The sequence below is a fragment of the Lentzea rhizosphaerae genome, from assembly GCF_042649515.1.
Classification (GTDB): domain Bacteria; phylum Actinomycetota; class Actinomycetes; order Mycobacteriales; family Pseudonocardiaceae; genus Lentzea; species Lentzea aerocolonigenes.
In genome coordinates this window covers 138,268-159,623 of the sequence record NZ_JBHRZI010000005.1, presented here as the reverse complement: position 1 = coordinate 159,623, position 21,356 = coordinate 138,268, and the positions used below count along the sequence as shown (strand labels likewise).

The 21,356-nt window shown below is 69.0% G+C and carries 19 protein-coding genes; 9 read left to right on the top strand and 10 right to left on the bottom strand.

Annotated features, from left to right (window positions below):
* The first annotated feature begins 3 nt into the window (after positions 1-3).
* From ACFOWZ_RS03935 to ACFOWZ_RS03925, 3 genes are all read left to right on the top strand, one after another.
* Positions 4-1,119, top strand: a complete 1,116-nt coding sequence (locus ACFOWZ_RS03935) for a glycoside hydrolase family 68 protein (protein ID WP_382369110.1) — start codon at positions 4-6, stop codon at positions 1,117-1,119.
* 229 nt (positions 1,120-1,348) lie between these two features.
* On the top strand, positions 1,349-2,818 hold the full coding sequence (locus ACFOWZ_RS03930; protein ID WP_382368757.1) for an APC family permease: 1,470 nt from the start codon (positions 1,349-1,351) through the stop codon (positions 2,816-2,818).
* Complete coding sequence (locus ACFOWZ_RS03925) at positions 2,815-4,455, top strand: amidohydrolase (RefSeq protein ID WP_382368754.1); 1,641 nt, start codon at positions 2,815-2,817, stop codon at positions 4,453-4,455. The genes ACFOWZ_RS03930 and ACFOWZ_RS03925 overlap by 4 nt, the downstream gene beginning before the upstream one ends.
* Positions 4,456-4,587: 132 nt before the next feature.
* Here the strand turns inward: ACFOWZ_RS03925 and ACFOWZ_RS03920 are convergent, their stop codons facing one another.
* The 7 genes from ACFOWZ_RS03920 to ACFOWZ_RS03890 all read right to left on the bottom strand — a co-directional run bounded on the left by ACFOWZ_RS03920 (position 4,588) and on the right by ACFOWZ_RS03890 (position 11,616).
* Entirely contained in the window at positions 4,588-5,400 is an 813-nt protein-coding gene (locus tag ACFOWZ_RS03920) for a hypothetical protein (RefSeq protein ID WP_382368751.1), read from the bottom strand.
* A gap of 101 nt (positions 5,401-5,501) precedes the next feature.
* Complete coding sequence (locus ACFOWZ_RS03915; RefSeq protein WP_382368748.1) at positions 5,502-5,633, bottom strand: hypothetical protein; 132 nt, start codon at positions 5,631-5,633, stop codon at positions 5,502-5,504.
* Positions 5,634-5,636: 3 nt separating this feature from the next.
* Complete coding sequence (locus ACFOWZ_RS03910) at positions 5,637-6,749, bottom strand: radical SAM protein (RefSeq protein WP_382368745.1); 1,113 nt, start codon at positions 6,747-6,749, stop codon at positions 5,637-5,639.
* Positions 6,750-7,013: 264 nt separating this feature from the next.
* Positions 7,014-7,751, bottom strand: a complete 738-nt coding sequence (locus tag ACFOWZ_RS03905) for a RibD family protein (RefSeq protein WP_382368742.1) — start codon at positions 7,749-7,751, stop codon at positions 7,014-7,016.
* Positions 7,739-8,980 (bottom strand): helix-turn-helix transcriptional regulator, encoded by a 1,242-nt coding sequence (locus ACFOWZ_RS03900; protein ID WP_382368739.1) that lies wholly within the window; start codon positions 8,978-8,980, stop codon positions 7,739-7,741. Before ACFOWZ_RS03900 ends, ACFOWZ_RS03905 begins: the two co-directional genes overlap by 13 nt.
* A 140-nt stretch (positions 8,981-9,120) precedes the next feature.
* A complete protein-coding gene (locus tag ACFOWZ_RS03895) occupies positions 9,121-10,158 on the bottom strand; it encodes an agmatinase family protein (RefSeq protein WP_382368736.1) in 1,038 nt (345 codons plus the stop codon).
* 12 nt (positions 10,159-10,170) lie between these two features.
* Positions 10,171-11,616, bottom strand: coding sequence for a gamma-aminobutyraldehyde dehydrogenase (locus ACFOWZ_RS03890; RefSeq protein WP_382368733.1), 1,446 nt, complete (start codon positions 11,614-11,616; stop codon positions 10,171-10,173).
* A gap of 127 nt (positions 11,617-11,743) precedes the next feature.
* Here ACFOWZ_RS03890 and ACFOWZ_RS03885 point away from each other — a divergent pair, with 127 nt between their 5' ends.
* Positions 11,744-12,226: an Lrp/AsnC family transcriptional regulator gene (locus ACFOWZ_RS03885; RefSeq protein ID WP_030468524.1), complete on the top strand. Its 483-nt coding sequence runs from the start codon at positions 11,744-11,746 to the stop codon at positions 12,224-12,226.
* 79 nt (positions 12,227-12,305) lie between these two features.
* Complete coding sequence (locus ACFOWZ_RS03880) at positions 12,306-13,646, top strand: aspartate aminotransferase family protein (protein ID WP_382368730.1); 1,341 nt, start codon at positions 12,306-12,308, stop codon at positions 13,644-13,646.
* A gap of 63 nt (positions 13,647-13,709) precedes the next feature.
* On the opposite strand, the gene ACFOWZ_RS03875 is transcribed toward ACFOWZ_RS03880, so the two are convergent.
* Positions 13,710-14,618: an extracellular catalytic domain type 1 short-chain-length polyhydroxyalkanoate depolymerase gene (locus ACFOWZ_RS03875; RefSeq protein ID WP_382368727.1), complete on the bottom strand. Its 909-nt coding sequence runs from the start codon at positions 14,616-14,618 to the stop codon at positions 13,710-13,712.
* 108 nt (positions 14,619-14,726) lie between these two features.
* Here ACFOWZ_RS03875 and ACFOWZ_RS03870 point away from each other — a divergent pair, with 108 nt between their 5' ends.
* From ACFOWZ_RS03870 to ACFOWZ_RS03855, 4 genes are all read left to right on the top strand, one after another.
* A complete protein-coding gene (locus tag ACFOWZ_RS03870) occupies positions 14,727-15,587 on the top strand; it encodes a PaaX family transcriptional regulator (protein ID WP_382368724.1) in 861 nt (286 codons plus the stop codon).
* Positions 15,588-15,699: 112 nt separating this feature from the next.
* A complete protein-coding gene (locus tag ACFOWZ_RS03865; protein ID WP_382368721.1) occupies positions 15,700-16,446 on the top strand; it encodes a sigma 54 modulation/S30EA ribosomal C-terminal domain-containing protein in 747 nt (248 codons plus the stop codon).
* Positions 16,447-16,545: 99 nt separating this feature from the next.
* Positions 16,546-18,261: an aa3-type cytochrome oxidase subunit I gene (gene ctaD, locus ACFOWZ_RS03860; RefSeq protein WP_382368718.1), complete on the top strand. Its 1,716-nt coding sequence runs from the start codon at positions 16,546-16,548 to the stop codon at positions 18,259-18,261.
* Positions 18,258-18,680 carry a pyridoxamine 5'-phosphate oxidase family protein gene (locus tag ACFOWZ_RS03855; protein ID WP_382368715.1) on the top strand — a complete coding sequence of 141 codons (423 nt, stop codon included), beginning with the start codon at positions 18,258-18,260 and terminating at the stop codon, positions 18,678-18,680. The genes ctaD and ACFOWZ_RS03855 overlap by 4 nt, the downstream gene beginning before the upstream one ends.
* Positions 18,681-18,686: 6 nt before the next feature.
* On the opposite strand, the gene ACFOWZ_RS03850 is transcribed toward ACFOWZ_RS03855, so the two are convergent.
* Both ACFOWZ_RS03850 and ACFOWZ_RS03845 read right to left on the bottom strand, forming a co-directional pair.
* Positions 18,687-20,189 carry an acyl-CoA synthetase gene (locus tag ACFOWZ_RS03850; RefSeq protein ID WP_382368712.1) on the bottom strand — a complete coding sequence of 501 codons (1,503 nt, stop codon included), beginning with the start codon at positions 20,187-20,189 and terminating at the stop codon, positions 18,687-18,689.
* Positions 20,190-20,193: 4 nt separating this feature from the next.
* Positions 20,194-21,303 (bottom strand): NAD(P)-dependent alcohol dehydrogenase, encoded by a 1,110-nt coding sequence (locus tag ACFOWZ_RS03845; protein ID WP_382368709.1) that lies wholly within the window; start codon positions 21,301-21,303, stop codon positions 20,194-20,196.
* Between the last annotated feature and the right edge of the window lie 53 nt (positions 21,304-21,356).

Sequence of the window (21,356 nt, the reverse complement as noted above, 5' to 3'; positions counted from 1 at the left end):
CCGCTGACCGACATCCAGACCACGCGGTGGACGAGACGGCACCTCGACCGGCTCGTCCTGGACGGGGCCACCACGGCGCCGATCATCACCGCTGCCCCGAAAGCGCTGCCGCAGCACGACATCTGGGACAGCTGGCCGATCCAGGAAGAGGACGGTTCGGTGTGCCTCGCCGGCGGCGCCGAGCTGTGGATGGCACTGGCCGCTCCCGTTGCCGGGCATCCGGAGGAACGCCACGACCGGGCGCGGATCCGGTTGCTGGCGAGGAAGGGCGACGAGTGGCACGACCTCGGTGACGCGTTCGCCGACGGCGCGTCACCGGGGAGCCGCGAGTGGTCGGGGTCGGCCGTCCGCAGGGCCGACGGCACGGTGTCGGTCTTCTACACCGGAGCCGGTGTGCGCGGTGAGGCCACGCCGACGTTCCACCAGCGGGTCGTCCTGACGCAGCCGCGGCTCACCGTCGACGGAGAGGTCGCGCTCGAACGGGGTTCCGCGCACCGGATCGCCCTGCGCGGGCAGGACCCCTACCTGCCGGCGGACGAGGTCGAGGGAGGCCCCGGCCGCATCCAGGCCTTCCGCGACCCCGGCTGGTTCCGCGATCCGGCGGACGGACGCGAGTACCTGCTCATCGCGGCCTCGATCCCGTGGGGTGACGACTACACCGGCGCCATCGCGCTCGCTGACGTGACCACGGAGGAGTGGACGCTCCTCCCGCCGTTGGTGGTCTCGGAGGGCGTGAACCACGAGATCGAACGGCCGCACGTGGTCGTGCACGACGGCCGGTACTACCTCTTCTTCTGCACGACCAGCCGGACCTTCCACCCGGCCGGTGTCGCGCCGACCGGGCTCTACGGGTTCGTCGCGCCCGCGTTGACGGGTCCGTACCGGCCGCTCAACGGCTCCGGCCTGGTGATCGCGAACCCGGCGGAGCAGCCAGAGCAGGCCTACGCCTGGCTCGTGCTGCCGGATCTCAGTGTCGAGAGCTTCGTGAACTACCTGGCGCCCGACGGGGAAGGCGCGCGGCTCGCCGAGTCCGCGACGGCGCGGGCGCGGTTCGGCGGCACCGTTGCGCCCACCCTCCACCTGACGCTGAAGGGGGACACGACCGCGCTGGCCTGCTGACGGGTGAGACCTCCAGCCACCGGTCCCGGTACACCACCGGGCCGGTGGCTTTTTCGTGCGAACGGATCAAGCAGTTGCACAACTGTTTTCGTTGTCGAAGGACGGTCTTCCTACTGTTTAAGTGTCAGATGACCCGTTTTGCTACGAAAAACTTGACTTGAGGCGGATGTTGGCCAATGATTCGGCAACCACAGGACGAGTGACCCCAGACACAGCGGAAGGGCGCGCCATGACCCGAACCGTCCCCACGGACGACACCAGCGCTCCGTTACCGGAGGGGCAGCTCAAACGCGGTGTGCTCGGCACCGGCGGCCTGGTCTTCATGGTCGTGGCGGCCGCGGCCCCGCTCACCGTGATGGCCGGTGTCGCGCCGCTCGGCCTCATGATCGGTGGCGTCGGTGCACCGCTCGCCTACCTGGCCGCCGGAGCGGTGCTGGTCATCTTCGCGGTCGCGTTCACCCGCATGACCAAGCACGTCAGCGGCGGGGGCGCGTTCTACGCCTACATCGCCAAGGGTCTCGGCAGCGGCTGGGGGCTCGCGGCTGCGCTGCTGGCGCTGGTCTCGTACAACACCCTGCAGATCGGGGTTTACGGCCTGTTCGCCGCGCAGACCAGGGCGACGCTGGCCGACCTCTTCGGGGTGACCGTGCCGTGGCCGGTCATCGCGTTCATCGCCCTCGGCCTGGTGCTCGTCATCGCCTGGCTGGGCATCGACGTCGGCGCGAAGGTCCTCGGCGTTCTGCTGGTGCTCGAGTCCGCGATCCTCCTGTTGATGGCGATCGGGGTGTTCACGCACGGCGGTGCGTCCGGTGTGGACGGTGCGTCGTTCACCCCAGCTGCGGCCTTCACCCCTGGCATGGGTGGTGTGCTGGCGTTCGCCTTCGCGGCGTTCATGGGCTTCGAGTCGACAGCGCTGTACCGCAGGGAAGCGCGCGACCCGGAACGGACCATTCCCCGCGCGACCTACTTCGCCGTCGGGTTCATGGCGTTGTTCTACTGCTTCATCGTCTGGTCCGTGGTGATCGGGTTCGGCAGCGACAAGGTCGTCGGCGCCGCCACCGAGAACCTCCCCGGCCTGTTCTTCGCGGCGACCGAGACCTACGTCGGGCCGTGGGCGGCCACGCTGATGCGCCTTCTCGTGATCTCCAGCGTCTACGCGTCGCAGATCGCGTTCCACAACGCGATCACCCGCTACACCCACGCGCTTTCCGAGGACGGCGTGCTGCCCGCGTGGATCGGCAAGGTGCACCCGCGCTTCGGGTCGCCGTACCGCGCGAGCGTCGTGCAGACGGTTCTCGCGGTGGTCGTGATCGGCGGGTTCGCGTTCGCCGGCGCCGACCCCGTCACGGGTCTCCTGCTGTGGGTCAACACTCCGGGTGTCGTCGGCGTCGTGGTGCTGCAGGCGCTCACCGCGATCTCCTGCGCGGTTTACTTCCTGAGGCGCAACAAGGCGGCGAGCACGCCGGCGGCACTGACCGCCGCGATCGTGTCCACCGTGCTGCTGGCCGGAGCGACCTACGTCCTGATCGACAACGTCGCGTTGCTCACCAACGCGCCGACGAGCGTCAACGTCGTGCTGGTCGGCATCGTGCCGGTGACCCTGCTCGCGGGCTGGGTGTTCGCGATCTGGCTGCGCAGCCGGCGTCCCGAGACCTACGCGCGCGTCGGCCGGGGCGCGGATCAGGAGGCTGCCGCGTGAAAGCGGACCTCGTCCTGTGCGCCGACACCGTCCACACGGTGCACACGCTGACCGTCGGCGCCCGCCCGGTGGAGGCGGTCGCGGTGAGCGGCGGAGTGATCAGCGCGGTGGGCACCAGGCGCGACGTGCGGGACTGGCGCGGTCCGGGCACCGAGGTCGTCGACCTCGGCCGGGCCGTGCTGACCCCCGGCCTGGCCGACGGGCACCTCCACCCGGTGGCCGGGCTGAGCCTGACCGCCGACGTCGACCTGTCCCGCGTCCGTCACCCGGACCAGGCGTGCCGCCTGCTCGCCGAAGCCGCCGCGTCACGCGCGCCCGACGCGTGGGTGCAGGCGTGGGGACTCGACCCGAACGTGTTCGGTGGCAGGCCGTTGACCGGGGCGCTGATCGACGACGCGGTGGGCGGCAGGCCCGCGTTCGTCCGCTTCTTCGACGCGCACTCGGCGTTGGTGACACCGGCCGCGCTGCGCATCGCCGGGATCGACGGTCCCAGGGAGTTCGACCAGCGCTCGACCGTGGTCTGCGACCAGACCGGGCGCCCGACCGGCCTGCTGCACGAGTCGGCGGCGATGCAGCTCGTGCTCGACCACCTCCCGGTGGAGCCCGTCGCGGCCCGCGCGGCCCGGTTGCACGTGCTGCTGCGCGAGATGGCCGCCACCGGCCTCACCGCCGGCCACGTCATGGACCTGCTCGGCGACAGCGAGGAGGTCCTCACCGCCGCCGAGGAACTGGGCGACCTGCCGCTGCGCCTGCGGTTCGCGCCCTGGTGCGATCCCGGCGTGGACGCCGACGGCATTTCTTCGTTGATCGCGATGCAGGGCCGCGGTGGCCGACGCTGGCAGGTCGGCGCCGTCAAGTTCATGCTCGACGGCACGATCGACAACGGCACGGCCTGGCTGGAGGCGCCCGACGCGCTGGGGGAGTCGACGGAGAGCCTCTGGCCCGACGTCGACGCCTACACCCGCGCCCTGCGCGAGCTCGCCGCGGCCGGTGTCCCGACCGCCACCCACGCCATCGGTGACGCCGCCGTGCGCCACGTCCTGGACGCACTCGACGGGCTCACCCGCTCGGCCGCCGTGCCGCACCGCGTCGAGCACGTCGAGACGTTGCCGGGCAACCTGATCGACAGGTTCCGCCGCCAGGGCGTGGTGGCGAGCATGCAACCCACGCACTGCAGCCACTTCACCAGAGCCGACCAGACCGACAACTGGTCGGTGCGCCTGGGCACGCACCGCGCCGACCGCGCCTGGCGGTGCCGCGACCTGCGCGACGCGGGCGTGCCGGTGGTGCTCGGCTCGGACTGGCCGGTGGCCCCGTTCGACGCCCGCCACGGCCTGGCCGAGGCGATGACGCGCAGGCCGGCGCTGGAGCCGGAGGTGCCGCCGGTGGGCCCGACCCAGGGTCTCACCGCCCGCATGGCGCTGGAGGGCTACACGTCGCACGCCGCGCTGGCCGCGGGCGAACCCGGTGGCGGGCGGATCGCGATCGGTGGGCGGGCGGACTTCACCGCGTTCACCGTCGATCCGTTGCGAGCCGATCCGGACGAGCTGGCGCAGGCGCCGATCGCGCTGACCGTGGTCGAGGGCGTGATCGTGCACCGCGCGGCGGACGCACCGGAGTCCGCTCTGGTCCATTGACTGCGGTGGCCAACCCGCCGCGGACGCACCGGAGTCAGTCCGAGCCTGCTGACTCCGGTGCCTGCCGATCCGAGAGCAGCGGTCGCGACGGGTCGGCTTTGGTCCGTTACTCGTTGGGGTGGCTACCTGGGATCAGGACGTGGCAAGCACCTTCTGTGCCCATGCTTGTGCCGCTGCGGCCATGTCCTGCTTCCACGGCTGAGGATCCTGCTCGGCGATTTCGGTCCACAGGCTCGCACTCGCCACTGCGAACACGCCGACACCAGCCGGAGGAGCCGAGCGCCATGCGGGGACCTCTGCGATGCAGTCCTCGGCAGCCTCGGGTGTGTGTCCGGCGGCGATCAGTCGGACCATCAACACGCACGAGTTGATCCACGCCGCGCCTCGACAGGGCCAGGCCCAGTCGACCATCTTGGGACCGTCGGGTCCGATCAGGACGTTCTCGGGGTTGAAGTCGATGTGCAGCAACCGGGTACCGGCGAGGAGATCAGCGTCTGCCGTGTCGTCGATGTGAGCGGCAAACGCCGCGCGCACATCACGAGCTGGCGCATCGGCTGGGTACTCGATCTCACCGATGCGCGTCAGCAGCGTCGCCGTCGCCGCGATGTCCGGCGAGCCGGGCGTGTAGTCGGCATGACGGCCGTCGACGTACTCGAACCCGAGCAGGTCCCATCCAGCCGCGTCAGGCAAGTGCCACAGCAGTCGGGGCGCGACGCCGGCGACGTGCGGTGCGACCGCGGCCTCGCGCGCCTGGCTCGCCACGCCGCGAGAGTCCGAGGGCATTCCCTTGACGAAAACGCGGCCTTCCTCGGTTTCGAACACGGCCGCCAAGGGGCTGTTCGCGCCTGCGCTGACTGTGCGCACGGCCTGGATGGGGCCGGAGCGGGCAGCAACTGCAGCCCGGACGTCGGCAGGCAGGTCATCCCAGGTGATCCTGTGACGCATTGGGTGTCCTCACAGATGTGACGGCGCGGTCGACGGCAGGCTACCGACGTGGCAGCGAGGGCCTGGCGCGACGCCTCAGGCCCTGCGTCCTCCGTTGACGATCAGTACGGAAGGTCGTCGCCGACGGCGCACGAGCAGCGGTTGAACGCGCTCAACTGCTCGACGTCATCGACCATCACGACAGCGTCGGGCGCTGCCGGAGGCGGCGTGAGCTCGATCGTGATCGCGGTCATGGTTCACCTCCCTCCGTGCCGGCAGTAGCGGTTCAAGGGGGCTCCGGACTCCTGGTACAGGCGCGCCAGCGGGCGGCAGGTGAAGCACGTTCCCGACAGCGTGCAGCCGGAACATCCACCGGTGCGGGCCATCAGTCCGTCGGCGATCCCACCGAGGCGCAGCAGGCCGTCGAGGCCCTCGGTGACCAGATCCACGGCAGGGTCCCGGCCGACCTTGCAGATGCTCGCCTTGCCGTGCGGGTCGACGTGAAAGTGCGTGTGTCCCGCGCCGCACCCGGCGAAAGGCCTGCGGGCACGAAGGAACGCAGCCGATTGCGACGGCAGGGTCTCGGCGCCGCTGTGGATCGTGGGCGAGATGTTGCTGTACTCGTTGAACGGCAGGCCGTAGCGATCCGCCAGCGCCCGCATGGCCGTGACCTCGTGCTCGTTGTGCTGTGTGATGACCAGGCTGAGCGTGACCGGCAGGCCGGCCGCGCACGCGGCTTCCAGCCCGCGGCTGAACAGCCGGAACGAGCCTTTGCGGCGCGTCAGCCCGTCGTAGGACTGCTCGGTCGCCCCGTAGACGCTCACGGTGATCCGGTACGGGCGGCGGCTGCTGAGCAGTTCAAGGATCTTGGGCTGATGCAGTCGAGATCCGTTGGACAGCAGCGTGATGACCATGCCGAGGTCCCACGCAAGCTCGTACACGTCGCTGAACAACGGGTCGATCGTCGGTTCGCCCCCAGTCAGCTGAACCCACAGCACGCCCGCGTCCCGCATGAGGTACAAGATCCGTTCACGGGCCTCCCAGCTCATGCCTTCGAACCGCTTCAAGCCCAGGTAGCAGTGTTCGCAGTCGTAGTTGCAGCCCAGGTTGAGCTCGTAGGACGCTCTTCCGTAGCCCAGGACCGAGGGTTCACGGACCAGGACTGTGCCTACCAGCGTCTGCCCGGTCAGATCGAGGTCCCACCGCTGCCGGGCAGCTTCAGCAAGCCAGGACGGCACCACACTGTCAGGTTCAGAGGCCGATGCCAGCAGTTCGCGATAGCGGTTCGTGCCGACCTTCACCCCTCGCGGATCATCGGGCCGGAGGACCAGGTTCTCGTCGAGGAACGGACTGGCGATCAAGGCGTGCAATGGTCAGCTCCCTCGTGTGGTCACGTGGTTTGCCACAGAACCGGGCTCATCTCTCCACTGCGGAGGAATCACGTCGCCATGTCACAGACAACAGACCACAGAGCGCCGTGACCACGGCGGCGATGCCGGAGAACTGCCGCATCCGAGCCGCACAGGCCAGTTCGACCAGCGGCAACTCGACTCCGGACAAGTGCTCTCCGGTCCACGACGAACGCCCGCCAGGAGGATCCCGGCGGGCGTTCGTCGTAGTGGGTGGTGCGGTCCCTACTTCGCGGGGCGTGCGACGAGCCGTACGTCGGAGCCGCTGCGAGCGACGTCGATCAGTTCGAGTCGGAGGATGCCGGACATGCTGTGGATACCTGCGTTCTCCAGTCCACTCTTCCCCGCTCCGAGAAGTGCGGGAGCTACGTAGTTCACGACGCGATCCACCAGGCCCTGCGCGATGAAGCCACCGGCCAGCGTGGGGCCTCCCTCCAGGAAGACGGCCTTGATGTCGCGCGCGAGCAGGCCACGCATGACCGCACCGAGGTCGAGCCCCCGTTCCGCACGCCGGACGCGCAGAACGTTCACCACCCCGTCGAGGTGCGACGCGTCGGCATCGTCCGCGACGACGATCAGCGTAGGCGCGGCGTCGTTGCACACGTTGGCGTCGGCGGGCGTCTTGGCGTTGCTGTCGATCACAACCCGCCACGGCTGACGATCAGGATTCGACACGATCGACAGGTCAAGGCGTGGATCATCGTTTCCACGCACCGCCAGGTTGGGGTTGTCGGCCTGCTGCGTTCCCGACCCGACCACGGTGGCGTGGCATCCGGCGCGCAGGAGGTGCACCTCGGAACGGCTCTCCGCGCTGGTGATCCACTGGCTCGTACCGTCCTCGGCGGCGATCCGGCCATCGAGGGTGGCTGCGAACTTGTAGACGACGAATGGGCGTTGCTGCTCGTGGTTGACGGCGTCCCACTCGGCACGTCCGACCAGTTCCTCAACGCTCAGTGTGCCCACTCGGCTTCTCCTTCGGTGGCAACAGCTTCCAGGAAGTCGTCGACACCAGCGTACGACCGCCACTGCTGCATGCCGGCCGCGCTGCGGGCAAGTTCCCTGACCGTTCGTCGCGACTGCGTTTCGCGGGCGATGGCCAGGGCTGTGCACCCGCTTTCAACCGCGGCATCAGGGAGACCTGAGCGGACCGCGACCAGAGTGCGGCGCGCGAGGTGAAGTCCTCTCTCCCGGTGGAATTCATGTGGCCAATCATCAAGTACCCGGTCGTATTCGTCGAGCGCCTCACGGTACTTGCCGAGGGTGCTCAGAACCGCCGCACGCTGCACCGTTACATAGGCCGGAGTGCAGTAGCCGGCCAACGAATACGGATCTTCCTCATCGAGGTTCTTCGTGCTCAGGTCGTAAGCGTCGTCGATGTGCGACAGCGCCGAGGACTCGTCACCGTCCAGAGCGGACGCGTGGGCTGCCTGCTGACGGGCAGCGGCCCGAACGCGAACACTCTTGACCGACCTGTCATGGCGAACGGACGAGTACGCCAATGCGGCTGCCGCGCCTTCGTCGCCAACTAGTTGCGCCTGCTGGCTCATGCGCATGAGGATGTAGGTCAGCAGATCGGAACTGCCGGATGAGTGAGCCCATTCGAGCGCTTGCCGTGACCACGACCTCCCGTCCTCGAACCTCCCGAGATCGTCGGCCAGCCACCCGCAGAACTCGGCGAACAGGGCACCGACTTCGAACAACCGGCCTCGAGTCTTGAGATCCGCACGACCGAAAAGCCGTGCGACGTTGGAGACCTGCTCGACAGCGGAGTTCACCAAACTCGCGGAGCCGAGCAAGCTGTCGGCCGTCACGAGCGAGTCACGCAGGTCTACGAAGGTGTCCACGACGGCCGGATTGAACGCCCTGGTCCCACTTTCGCCCAGCGCCAGCAGAATTCCCATGCTGACACCAGTCGAAAGGACGCTGCGACGATCGACGCCGGCGCTGTTCGCTGCTGTTTCTTCGCTTTGAGGGAGAGGTGATCCTGCGGAATCGGCCAGCAATTCACGGAGTTGCTGAGGACTCACTCCGAGTGCCTTCGCAAGTTTCGGCCACAGATAGGGCTGTGGCCGGTTCTTCCCGGAATGCCAACGCTGAACGGTCGCGCGATCGACTCCCAGCTTTTCCGCCAAGCCCTCTTGCGTGTAGCCCGCCATCAGCAGCGCCTCACCCAGCGCCGTCCGTCTTGCCATACTCCCAGTGTCCCACCACCCGTGAAAGCCACAAGGGTCTTGTTCGCGCTGGTCACGCCGCAGAGTGCGACAACGATGCGACAAATTGCCAGCGTGAACGCGAGAATTCCCCACCATCTCGGCAAGTGAGGAACCTCGACCTACCGATGTGCGTCGGGGCCGCCGATGCGGTCCGTCAGCAGCGGCCGCGACGGGTCCCACCGCGTGCCCTCCGCGGCGTCACGCCGGCGGCGCGCGATGGCCGACAACGCCTCCAGCACCACGCGGTTCGCCAGCGCCGCCGTGATGTCGGCGTGGTCGTAGGGCGGGCTCACCTCGACGACGTCCATGCCGACGACGGGCAGCTCCAGGCAGATCCGGCGGACCGAGTCGAGCAGCTGCCGCGCGGAAAGTCCGCCCGGCTCGGGGGTTCCGGTGCCGGGAGCGTGGCCGGGGTCGCACACGTCGATGTCGACGGACAGGAACACGCCCTCGCACTCGTCGGTGGCGATGCCGAACGCCTCCGTGAGGCACGCCTCCAGGCCGCGGTGGCCGATCTCGGTCATCTCGTAGGACCGCATGCGTTGCGCGGCCATCCAGTCCAATGTCGACGGTGGGGGCCAGTAGCCGCGCAGCCCGATCTGCAGGAAACGGTCTCCGCGCAACGCACCCGACTCGATGAGTCTGCGCATCGGCTGGCCGTGTCCCCACAGCGAGCCGAACTCGATGTCGCCGGTGTCGGCGTGCGCGTCGAAGTGGAGCATGGAGATCCGGCCGTGCCCGACGACGTTGGCGATGCCCTTGGCGTCGGCGAAGGCGATCGAGTGGTCGCCGCCGAGGACGACCGGGATCGCGCCGGACCGCGTCACGGTCTCGACCGCCCTCTCCAGCGCGGACAGGGCGGTCGTGATGTCGCCGGAGTACATCTCCACGTCACCGGCGTCGAGCACGCGCAGGTCGCGCAACCCGTCGGTGCGCAGTGCGAGGCTGGGGCGCGAGCCGTCGTGGGGGAGGTAGTCGGTGGTGCGGATGGCCTGCGGGCCGAAGCGGGTGCCGGGACGGTGGGAGGTGCCGCCGTCGAAGGGCGCGCCGAGGACGACGACGTCCGCCCCGGCGAAGGACTCCGGTTCGTCGAGGCTGCACCGCTCGACGCCCAGGAACGTGACGTCCGGCCCGAACTGGGCGCCGTAGCGGCTCATGCGTCTCTCCTGTCAGGACTCGATGTTGGCCATGACGTGCTTCACGCGGGTGTACTCCTCGAACCCGTACAGCGAAAGGTCCTTGCCGTAGCCGGACTTCTTGAAACCGCCGTGCGGCATCTCGGCGACGAGCGGGATGTGCGCGTTGATCCACACGCAGCCGAAGTCGAGCCGCTTGCTCATCCGCATGGCGCGCCCGAAGTCACGGGTCCACACGCTCGACGCGAGGCCGTAGTCGACGCCGTTGGCCCAGGCGACGGCCTGGTCCTCGTCGGTGAACCGCTGCACGGTGATGACCGGGCCGAAGATCTCCCGCTGCACCATCTCGTCGTCCTGCCGCAGCCCGGTCACGACGGTGGGCTCGACGAAGAACCCCCTGTCGCCCTGGCGCCGGCCGCCCGCGGTGATCTCGGCGTGGGCGGGCGCGCGGTCGAGGAACCCGGTGACGTGGGCGAGCTGCCGCGCGTTGTTGACCGGGGGCACGAGCGCGTCCGGGTCCTCCGCACCCTTCTCGTAGGTCGTAGTTGTGCGCTTGGCCTGTTCGGTGAGCGCGGCCACGAAGTCGTCGTGGACGCCCGGCCCGGCGAGCACGCGGGTGGCGGCCGTGCAGTCCTGGCCCGCGTTGAAGTAGCCCGCCGTCGCGATCGCGGTGGCCGCGGCCTCGACATCGGCGTCGTCGAAGACCACCACCGGTGCCTTGCCGCCGAGCTCCAGGTGCACCCGCTTGAGGTCGCGTGCCGCCGAGGTGGCCACGGCACTGCCCGCGCGCACCGAACCGGTGATCGCGACGAGCTGCGGGATCTCGTGCTCGACCAGCGCCCGTCCGGTCTCCGGACCGCCGCACACGACGTTGAACACGCCGGCCGGCAGGACCTCCGCCGCGAGCTCGGCCAGCCGGAGCGTGGTCACCGGGGTCGTGTCGGACGGCTTGAGCACGATCGTGTTGCCGGCCGCGAGCGCGGGGGCGATCTTCCAGACCGCCATCAGCAGCGGGTAGTTCCAGGGCGTGACCTGACCGACGACGCCGATCGGTTCGCGCCGCACGAAGCTGGTGTGGCCGGGCAGGTACTCGGCGGCGGCCTTGCCCTCGAGCACCCGTGCGGCACCCGCGAAGAACCGGAGGTGGTCCACGGCGGCGGGCAGCTCCTCGCTCGCGGTGAGCCCGAGAGGCTTGCCCGTGTTGCGGCTTTCGGCCCGCACGAGCTCGTCGGCGTGCTCCTCCACCAGGTCGGCGAAGGCCAGCAACGCGCGTTGCCGTTGTGCGGGCGTCACGTCGCGCCACGTCTCGAACGCCGCGGCGGCGGTCCGGCAGGCGTGGTCGACGTCCTCGGCGCCGGAGACCGGCGTGCTCCCGAACGCCTCACCGCTCGCGGGGTCGATCAGGTCCTCACGCCGGCCCTCGACCGTGCCGACGTGCTCACCGCCGACGAAGTTGCGCAGTTCCAGCCTGTCGCTCACGGTGCTTCTCCTCAGTCGGCGGGTGCTTGGACGACGGATTCAGTGGTGGATGCGCCTTCAAGCTACCGGAACCGCAGGAGGATTGCGATGGTGCGCCCAAGTGATCGCGGATGGTCATACTGGGCGCGTGAAGAGGACGAGCCCCGCGGACGACCGCAACCAGCTGATCATCGACGACGTCTCGAAGGCGATCATCGAGCAGCTCCAGGAGGACGGTCGCCGGCCGTACGCCGCGATCGGCAAGGCGGTGGGCCTGTCCGAGGCCGCCGTGCGCCAGCGGGTGCAGCGGCTGTCGGACGCCGGGGTCATCCAGATCGTCGCGGTCACCGACCCGTTGCAGGTCGGGATGTTCCGCCAGGCGCTCGTCGCGGTCAACGTGCAGGGCCCCATCGAGCCAGTGGCCGACGCGCTCGCCGAGATCGACGAGGTCGCGTACGTCGTGGTCTGCGCCGGTCGCTTCGACGTGCTGTGCGAGGTCGTGTGTGAGGACGACAACGCGCTGCTCGAACTGATCTCGCACCGCGTGCGCACGTTGCCGGGGGTGGCGGACACCGAGTTGCTCGTCTACCTCTCGCTGCGCAAGCAGTCGTACCAGTGGGGGACTCGCTGACTACGGATTTCGTCGCCCTGAACCGTTCTCGCTACTGATTCACTTGCCATCGCACGTTTGGTGTGCGATAAACGTAGGCATGCCGCTTGACAATCTCTGGTTGCACTTCACGCGCCACGCCGACGCCGACGACCACGCCGTGCCCGTCATCGCGCGTGGAGAAGGCGCGTACGTCTGGGACACCGAGGGCAGGCGGTATCTCGACGGGCTCGCCGGCCTGTTCACGGTCCAGGTCGGCCACGGCCGCGAGGAGCTCGCCGAGGCCGCCGCCCGGCAGACGCGCGAGCTCGCGTACTTCCCGCTGTGGTCAGCCGCGCACCCGCGGGCGATCGAGCTGGCCGAACGTCTCGTCGCCGAGGCGCCGGGCGATCTCAACCGGGTCTTCTTCACCGTCAGCGGCGGCGAGTCCGTCGAAACGGCGTGGAAGCTCGCCAAGAACTACTTCAAACTCACCGGCCGACCGACGAAGCACAAGGTCATCAGCCGGTCGCTCGCGTACCACGGCACCTCGCAGGGAGCCCTGTCCATCACCGGGCTGCCCGCGCTGAAGAAGGACTTCGAACCGTTGGTGCCCAGCACTATCCGGGTGCCCAACACGAACTTCTACCGCGCGCCGGAGCACGCGGACGACTACGAGGCGTTCGGCAGGTGGGCCGCGGACCAGATCGAGCAGGCCATCCTGTTCGAGGGCGCGGACACCGTGGCCGCCGTGTTCCTCGAACCGGTGCAGAACACCGGCGGCTGCTTCCCTCCGCCGCCCGGCTACTTCCAGCGCGTCCGCGAGATCTGCGACCGGCACGACGTGCTGCTGGTGTCGGACGAGGTGGTCTGCGCGATCGGCCGCCTCGGCCACACCTTCGGTGCCCAGCGCTACGGCTACCAGCCCGACATGATCACGACCGCCAAGGGCCTCACGTCCGGCTACGCCCCGCTCGGCGCGGTGCTGATCGACGAGCGGCTCATGGAGCCGTTCCGCAAGGACGGCACGGTGTTCATGCACGGCTCGACCTACGGCGGCCACCCCGTGTCGTGCGCGGTGGCGCTGGCGAACCTCGACCTGATCGAACGCGACGGCATCTACGGGCACGTCCTGTCCGAAGAGGACGCTTTCAAGTCCACTCTGGACAAGTTGCGGGATCTTCCGATCGTCGGTGACGTCCGCGGCACGGGTTTCTTCTACGGCATCGAACTGGTCAAGGACCGGGAAGCCAAGACGAGCTTCACCGCCGAGGAGTCCGAGCGGATCCTCAAGGGGTACGTGTCCACCACCCTGTTCGACAACGGTTTGTACTGCCGTGCCGACGACCGCGCCGAACCGGTCGTCCAGCTCTCGCCGCCGTTGATCTGCGACCAGTCCCACTTCGACGAGATGGAGCAGATCATCCGCCACGCGCTGGAAGGCGCGTGGAAGCTGATCTAGGATGAACGGCGCTTTTGTCCACGTGAGGTGGACAAAAGCGCCGTTCATCGCGAGCGGATCGGGTCATCCGGTGATGCCGAAGTAGTCCAGGGCTACGGCGGCCATGCCGGTTGAAGGCAGGCTGTGCCCCGCACCCTGGATGCTGTACGCCTCGACCTTGTCGGCGTACTTGCGCCGGTTCCAGTTCTGGCGCGGGGTGTCGGTGGACGTCGGCGTCTGGCTGAGGCCGAACACGTTGGTCCACTGCTCGATCGACTCCTGCAGCAGCGAGTACGGCACCAGGGTGTCGTTGGTGCCGTGCCACAGCTGGATTTGCGGGCGCTGGCCGGTGAAGCCGGGGAAGGCCTGCCGGACGGCGTCGCCCCACTGCTGCGGGGTGCGGTTCATGGATCCGTTGGTGCACTTGCTGCCGGGCGGCGGGAAGTCGGCGGCGTTGGCGAAGCAGTTGAACGGCACGCCCATGAACGCCGCGCCTGCCTTGAAGACGTCCGGGTAGAGGGCGAGCATGTGCTGCGTCATCATGCCGCCGGACGACGAACCGGTGGCGTAGACGCGGGCCGGGTCGCCGCTGTAGCGCTGCTGGACGTAGGTCACCATCGAGACGATCGACGCGGCATCGCTGCCGCCGCGCTGCTTCCCCGCGGCGGACCAGGTGTCGAAGCACTTGCCGAACCCGGCCTGCTGCTGCGCGCTCGGGTAGATCACGATGAACCCGCGGCGGTTGGCGAGCGAGGCGAACTCGCTGCCCGAGTAGAAGCCGGGGCCCGAGCCGCCGCAGCCGTGCATGGCCACCACGATCGCGGGCTTGGCCGGTCGGGTGTCCGGCACGTAGACGTGCATGCGCATCCCGCCCGGGTTGTTCCCGAAGTTGGTCACCTCCACCAGAGACGCGGCGGACGCCTGTGGTGCCAGGACTCCGGCGAGGGTGAGCAGGGCGGTGAAGAGCGTGATGAGGGCTTTGCGTGTGGTCATCATCGACCTCCGGTCAGGGATTCCGGACCCCCGAAGGTATTCAGATCTCTGACGGCCGTCAATCTTTTGACGAATGACGTGGCGAGCCGTTCGACGAATAATGGGCCGATGTCAGCAGAGTTGACTCCTCCGGACGGTGGCGTTGCCGGGTCCGCGGTGCGCCCGGAAACCGCCGCACTCGCCCTGTTCGGCGACCACGTGCTCGACCGAGGCGTGGCCGTGTCGACGGTCGGGATCGTCACCGCGCTGGGACGGCTGGGCATCGGCGAACACGCAGCCAGGACAGCACTCGGCCGCATGGGCCGCCGCGGCCTGCTCCGCACGGTCCGCCAGGGCCGCCAGGCGTTCCTGGGGTTGACCGACCACGGCACAGCGGTGCTGCGCGACGGCCAACGCAAACTCGACGGCGACATCGTCGATTCGACTTGGGACGGCCGCTGGACGCTGCTGACGTTCTCGGTCCCGGAGAGCAGGCGCGCGGACCGCCACGCCCTGCGCACCCGCCTGGGCTGGTTCGGCTTCGGCCCGCTGCGCAGCGGCCTGTGGGTCTCGACGTCGGACGCGGACGTCTCGGCAACGCTGGCGGAGCTCGACCTCCTCGACCACGCCGAGGTGTTCCGGGCCGAGGCCTTCAGGTGGACGGACCCGGCGCGGATCGCCGCGGAGGCCTGGGACCTGCCGGCGATCGCGGCCGGCTACTCCGACTTCCTGGCGCGCTGGGGCGACGGGGCGTTCGGCCACCTGGACGAGCTGTCGCGGCGGATCCTGCTCGGGGCGGAGTGGTTGCTGCTGATCCGCCGCGATCCGGTGCTGCCGTCGGTGTTGCTGCCGGAGGGATGGCCGGGAACCCGTGCGGCGGAAAGGTTCCGCACGTTGCGGCACGGGTGGGCGCGCCAGGCCGGTGAGCTGGCCGAGAACGTGCTCGAATCCGTTGTGGACGAAGAGGCCCGGTCCGCCTCCGGCCGGTAGCCAGAGTTCTTCGAACGGTGCCGGAAGGGACCTTGTGCCCTGATCATCCGCGGGACTTCCCGCCTAGCTTCGCAGCCGGGAAGTTCCACCCGCAGGGTTCTCGGAGGCTGAAGTGCGCCGGAGAAGGTCCGACGGTCAGATCGCGACGCAGACCGCCGGTGAGGTGCTGGACGACGCGCGCGAGTTCGTCCGCGACCAGGTCGAGTCCCTGCTGGCCCGGCTGCCGGGGGCGAGTCCGGCCGTCCGGATCAAGCTGACGCGCAGTGCTCGTTCCGCGTCGCCGTGGTCGGCGTTGGTGCAGGCCAACTTCGAGCTGCGGGGACAGCCGGTGCGCGGGCAGGCCGCCGGTGCGTTCTTCCACGAGGCGGCGCAGTCGCTGCGACGGAGCCTGGCGCAGCGACTGCCCGCACTTGCGGGGCTCGAGGTCTGGCGGAACGAGCGGCCCCGGGTTCCTGTGGCGGAGGTGGACGGGCGGCGGCAGATCGTCCGTCGCAAGTACTGCACACCGGTGCGCTGCACGCCGGACCAGGCGGCGCGCACGATGGACCTGATGGACTACGACATCCACCTGTTCGTCGACGCCGAGACCGGAGAGGACAGTGCGATCTACCGGATCGGGCCGACGGGGTACCGCCTCGCCCGGCTGGTGAGCACGGCGCCGCCTGCCGGGCGGGTGTCGGTGCCGCTGACGGTCAACGTGCACGAGGTGCCGCTGCTGACCCCGGAGGAGGCGGTGGGGCGGCTGGACGCCACGGAGCTGCCGTTCCGGTTCTTCCGCAGCGCCGAGACGAACCGGGGCTCGGTGCTGTACCGACGCTACGACGGTCATTACGGACTTATCGCCCCGGCTGTCCCGTGATCGACGGAGAGTCCCGGCCCGGCCGGGACTTTGGTCCCTGATGGACCCTTCCGGCCGCGATCAGGATTCACGCGTGCTTCCCGTGACACAGGAGAGAACGTGACCGCCCTGGTTCCCGCACCGGTCGAGGTGCAGCCGAGTCCGCCGCGCGTCCGGATCAAGGGTTCGGCTCTGCTGCAGTTGTTCCGCACCACCGACCACAAGCAGATCGGTGTGATGTACCTCGTCACCACGTTCGCCTTCTTCATGATCGGCGGAGCGATGGCGATGCTGATCCGCACGGAGCTGGCACGTCCAGGGCTGCAGTTCCTGTCCGCGGAGCAGTACAACCAGCTGTTCACCATGCACGGCACGGTGATGCTGTTGCTGTACGCCACGCCCAGCGTCTTCGGGTTCGCGAACTTCGTGCTGCCGCTGCAGATCGGCTCGCCGGACGTCGCGTTCCCGCGGCTCAACGCGTTGTCGTTCTGGTTGTTCCTCTTCGGCGGTCTGCTGATGCTCGGCGGTTTCGTCACGCCGGGAGGAGCGGCGGACTTCGGCTGGTTCGCCTACGTCCCGCTGTCCGACGCGATCCACTCGCCCGGTGCCGGCGCCAACCTGTGGATCGTCGGCGTGGCGGTGGGCGGTCTCGGCACCATCCTCGGTGCCGTCAACATGATCACCACGGTGGTGTGCCTGCGCGCGCCGGGCATGACGATGTGGCGGATGCCGGTGTTCACCTGGAACATCCTGGTGACGAGCGTCCTGGTGCTGGTCGTGTTCCCGATCCTGACGGCGGCGGGCTTCGGTCTGCTGGCCGACCGGCTGCTGGGCGCGCACGTGTTCGACCCGGCCAACGGCGGTGTCGTGCTGTGGCAGCACCTGTTCTGGTTCTTCGGGCATCCCGAGGTCTACATCCTGGCCCTGCCGTTCTTCGGCGTGATCTCCGAGATCATCCCCGTGTTCTCCCGCAAACCGGTCTTCGGTTACAAAGGACTCGTTTACGCCACGCTGTCCATCGCCGCGCTGTCGCTCGCGGTGTGGGCACACCACATGTACGCCACCGGCGCCGTGCTGCTGCCGTTCTTCGCCCTGCTGACGTTCCTGGTCGCGGTGCCGACCGGCATCAAGTTCTTCAACTGGATCGGCACGATGTGGAAGGGGCAGCTGACCTTCGAGTCTCCGATGCTCTTCTCCGTCGGCTTCCTGGTCACCTTCCTGTTCGGTGGGCTGAGCGGCGTGCTGCTGGCCGCACCACCACTGGACTTCCACGTGTCGGACACCTACTTCGTGGTGGCCCACTTCCACTACGTGCTCTACGGCACGATCGTGTTCGCGACGTTCGCCGGCATCTACTTCTGGTTCCCGAAGATCACCGGCAGGATGATGGACGAACGCCTGGCGAAGCTGCACTTCTGGCTCACGTTCGTCGGGTTCCACGCCACGTTCCTGGTGCAGCACTGGCTCGGCAACCAGGGCATGCCGCGCCGATACGCCGACTACCTGGAGATGGACGGCTTCACCGGCCTGAACACGCTGTCGACGATCGGCGCGTACGTGCTGGGCGCCTCGACGCTGCCGTTCCTGTGGAACGTCGTCAAGAGTTACTACTTCGGTGAGATCGTCACGGTCGACGACCCCTGGGGTTTCGGCAACTCGCTGGAGTGGGCGACGTCGTGTCCTCCACCGCGGCACAACTTCACCGAGCTGCCCAGGATCCGCTCGATCCGGCCCGCGTTCGAACTGCACTACCCGCACATGGTCGAGCGGATCAACCGGGAAGCGCACGTGAGCTTCACCGGCAAGGAACTGTCTGAAGGGACGAAGGCGCCGTGACCGGCACACGTCAACTGCGCGAACTCACGAACGACGAGGCACTGCACCGGCTCGGCAGCGTTCCCTTCGGCCGCGTGGTGTTCTCCCAGAACGCGATGCCGGCCATCCGGCCGGTCAACCACGTCGTCGACGGCGGCGCGGTGATCATCCGCACCCACCTGGGGGCGGCGTTGCTGCGGTCCGTCGGCGTGGTGGTGGCCTACGAGGCGGACGCGATCGATGCGGACACCCGGCTGGGCTGGAGTGTGATCATCACCGGGTACGCCCGCCGCGTCCAGGAAGCCGGCGAGGTGCGCCGGTACGAGGAGATGCTGCAACCGTGGGTCGACGGCGCGATGAACCAGCTCATCCGCATCCGCCCGAGGATGATCAACGGGTTCGAGCTGGTCGAGGCACGGGAGGAGGTGGTGGTGACCTGAGCGGAGTCAGTCGAATCCCTTCTGCGCGAACGTGGCGGCGGCCCGCGTCCTCAGCTCCACCCGCCGCACCTTCCCTGTAGCGTTGCGCGGCAACGACTCCACGAACACCACGTGCTTGGGCACCTTGTAGCGCGCGAGGTTCGCGGCCAGGTGGTCCCGCAGCGCGGCCTCGGTGAGCTCGGCGCGCACCACGACGTAGGCGACGCCCACCTCGCCCCAACGCTCGTCGGGCACGCCGACCACCGCGCACGTCTCTACCTCGTCCAGCTGCACGGCGACGGCCTCGACCTCGGCAGGGTAGACGTTCTCGCCGCCGGAGATGATCAGGTCCTTGACCCGGTCGACGACGTGGATCCAGCCGTCGTCGGACCTGACGACGTCGCCGCTGCGGAACCATTCGCCGGTGAAGCCGGCTTGAGTCTCCTGTGGACGGTTCCAGTAGCCCGAGAACACGTTGGGGCCGCGGACGAGCAGTTCCGCCGGTTCCGCGCCGAGCGGGGTGATGCGTTCGTCCGAGAGTCCGGCGACGTCGGTGAAGAAGTGCGGGACGCCGGCCGAGACGGGGTGGTCCGGGGTTCCGTCGTGGGTGCTCATCGACACGCCGGGGGAGGCCTCGGTCATGCCGTAGCCCTGCAGCAGCCGGACACCGCGGTCGAGCCACGCCCGCGCGACGCGTTCCTGCACCGGTGATCCGCCGTAGAGCACGCACGTCAGCGAGCTCACATCCGTTGTCTTCCAGGCGGGGTCCTGGCACATCATCTGCAGCATCGTTGGCACGGCGGAGAAAGTGGTGATCCGCGCCTCGGCGATGCGCGCGAGGATCGCTCCCGGATCGAACTTGGCGACCGGCTCGACGCTGCCGCCCTTGAACAACGTCGGCAGCGTGATCTGGCCCAGGCCCACGCAGTGGAACAACGGCGCGATGCACAGTGCGCGGTCGGTGCTGAGGACGTCGAAGTGCGCGAGCTGGTTGACGGTGTTCCACGTCAGGTTGCCGTGGGTGAGCACTGCCGCCTTCGGTTTGCCCGTCGTGCCGGAGGTGTAGAGGAGCAGGCAGGGATCGTCGAGCGTCACGGCGGGCGACGGTGGCTCGCCGGAGCTTTCCGCGTCGAAGTCCTCGGTGCGCAGCACGCGCGGCAGCGGGCCTGCCGACGCCACGAGCTCGGCGGCGTCCGCGCTGTGCACCAGCAGGGTCGCGCCGCAGTCTTCGAGCATGTAGCTGATCTCCGTGCCGGACAACCGGTAGTTGAGCGGCACGAAGATCGCCCCGCAGGACGCGGTCGCGAACAGCGTCTCGAACACGCTGATGTCGTTCACGCCCAGGTAGGCGACCCGGTCGCCGGGGCGCACGCCGAGCCTCGCCAGGGTGCCGGCGAGGCGTTCGACGCGCTGGGCGAGCTCGGCGTACGTCAGCGTGCGGTCAGCCTGCACCAGTGCGGTGCGGTGCGGGGAGATGCGCGCCCGGCGGGCCGGCCAGCTGCCGACGCCGGTGTTGGCAGGTCCGGTCATCGCGTCACCCCAGCCGCAGCACGGGTTTGATGGTGACGCCGGCCAGGGCGTCGTCGACGGCCTGCTGGATCTCCCCGAACTCGTAGTGGGTGATCAGGCGGTCGATCGGCATCCTGCCCGCGGTGACGAGGTCGACGAGCACCGGGATCAGCGACTGCGTCTCGGCGTCGCCCATCGTGAGGCCGACGACCTTGCGGCCGGACAGCATGAAGTTCACGTTGACCGGCACCTGGGTGCCGAACGCGGGGGCACCGACGATCACCGCGGTGCCGCGCGTCGCGAGCGAGGAGATCGCCACGCCGAGCACGTCCGCGTTGCCGGTGGTCTCCACGACGCCGTCCACACCGCGGTCGGACGTGAGCTTCGCGATCGCCTCGCCGAGGTCCTCGTGAGTGGTGTCGATGGTGTCCGTGGCGCCGAGCTCGGTGGCGAGGGCGAGCCGCGACGCCACGCGGTCGGCCGCGATGATCCGGGTCGCGGGGGTGAGCTGGGCGGCCATGATCGCGGAGAGGCCGACCGCGCCCGCTCCGGTGACGAGGAGGGTGGCGCCGGGTCGCGGGGCGAGTACGTGCCAGACCGCGCCGGCGCCGGTCATGACCCCGCAGCCGAGCGGGGCGAGCAGGTCGAGCGGTGCGTCCGCGGGAGCCTTCACCACGCTGCGCTCGTCGACGACGGCGTGGTGGGCGAAGCTCGACTGACCGAAGAAGTGACCGCCGAGCGGGACGCCGTCGCGGGAGATCGGCGACGTCCCGTCGGCTCGTTCGCCGCCGATGAGATTCGACGGCAGCCAGGTGTCGCAGTAGGCGGGGTGGCCGTCGCGGCAGTTCGGGCAGCGGCCGCAGGAGGTGTAGCTCAGCAGCACCTGGTCGCCCGCGGCGACCTTGGTGACCGCGGAACCGACCTCCTCGACGACTCCGGCGCCCTCGTGGCCGAGCACGCCGGGCAGCGGGAACGGCAGGTGGCCGCCCGCGACGCCGAGGTCGGTGTGGCAGATGCCGGCGGCGGTGACGCGGACGCGGACCTCGTCGGGGCGCAGGTCGTCCAGCGTGACCTGGGTGAGCGCGAACCCGGAACCGGCGGACTCGACCACGGCCGCCGTCGTTGTTGTGGACATGGCTTCCTCCTGCGGGTCAGGGGCGGTGACTCTTGATGAACGGCGCATTTGTC

Bases quoted from the DNA above. Each gene is read 5' to 3' on its own strand.
- ACFOWZ_RS03880 (WP_382368730.1), top strand. From the start codon at position 12,306: ATGCCGCTTGACAATCTCTGGTTGCACTTCACGCGCCACGCCGACGCC.
- ACFOWZ_RS03915 (WP_382368748.1), bottom strand. From the start codon at position 5,633: ATGACCGCGATCACGATCGAGCTCACGCCGCCTCCGGCAGCGCCCGAC.
- ACFOWZ_RS03850 (WP_382368712.1), bottom strand. From the start codon at position 20,189: ATGACCGGACCTGCCAACACCGGCGTCGGCAGCTGGCCGGCCCGCCGG.
- ACFOWZ_RS03895 (WP_382368736.1), bottom strand. From the start codon at position 10,158: ATGAGCCGCTACGGCGCCCAGTTCGGGCCGGACGTCACGTTCCTGGGC.
- ACFOWZ_RS03870 (WP_382368724.1), top strand. From the start codon at position 14,727: ATGTCAGCAGAGTTGACTCCTCCGGACGGTGGCGTTGCCGGGTCCGCG.
- ACFOWZ_RS03920 (WP_382368751.1), bottom strand. From the start codon at position 5,400: ATGCGTCACAGGATCACCTGGGATGACCTGCCTGCCGACGTCCGGGCT.
- ACFOWZ_RS03930 (WP_382368757.1), top strand. From the start codon at position 1,349: ATGACCCGAACCGTCCCCACGGACGACACCAGCGCTCCGTTACCGGAG.
- ACFOWZ_RS03900 (WP_382368739.1), bottom strand. From the start codon at position 8,980: ATGGCAAGACGGACGGCGCTGGGTGAGGCGCTGCTGATGGCGGGCTAC.
- ACFOWZ_RS03875 (WP_382368727.1), bottom strand. From the start codon at position 14,618: ATGACCACACGCAAAGCCCTCATCACGCTCTTCACCGCCCTGCTCACC.
- ACFOWZ_RS03845 (WP_382368709.1), bottom strand. From the start codon at position 21,303: ATGTCCACAACAACGACGGCGGCCGTGGTCGAGTCCGCCGGTTCCGGG.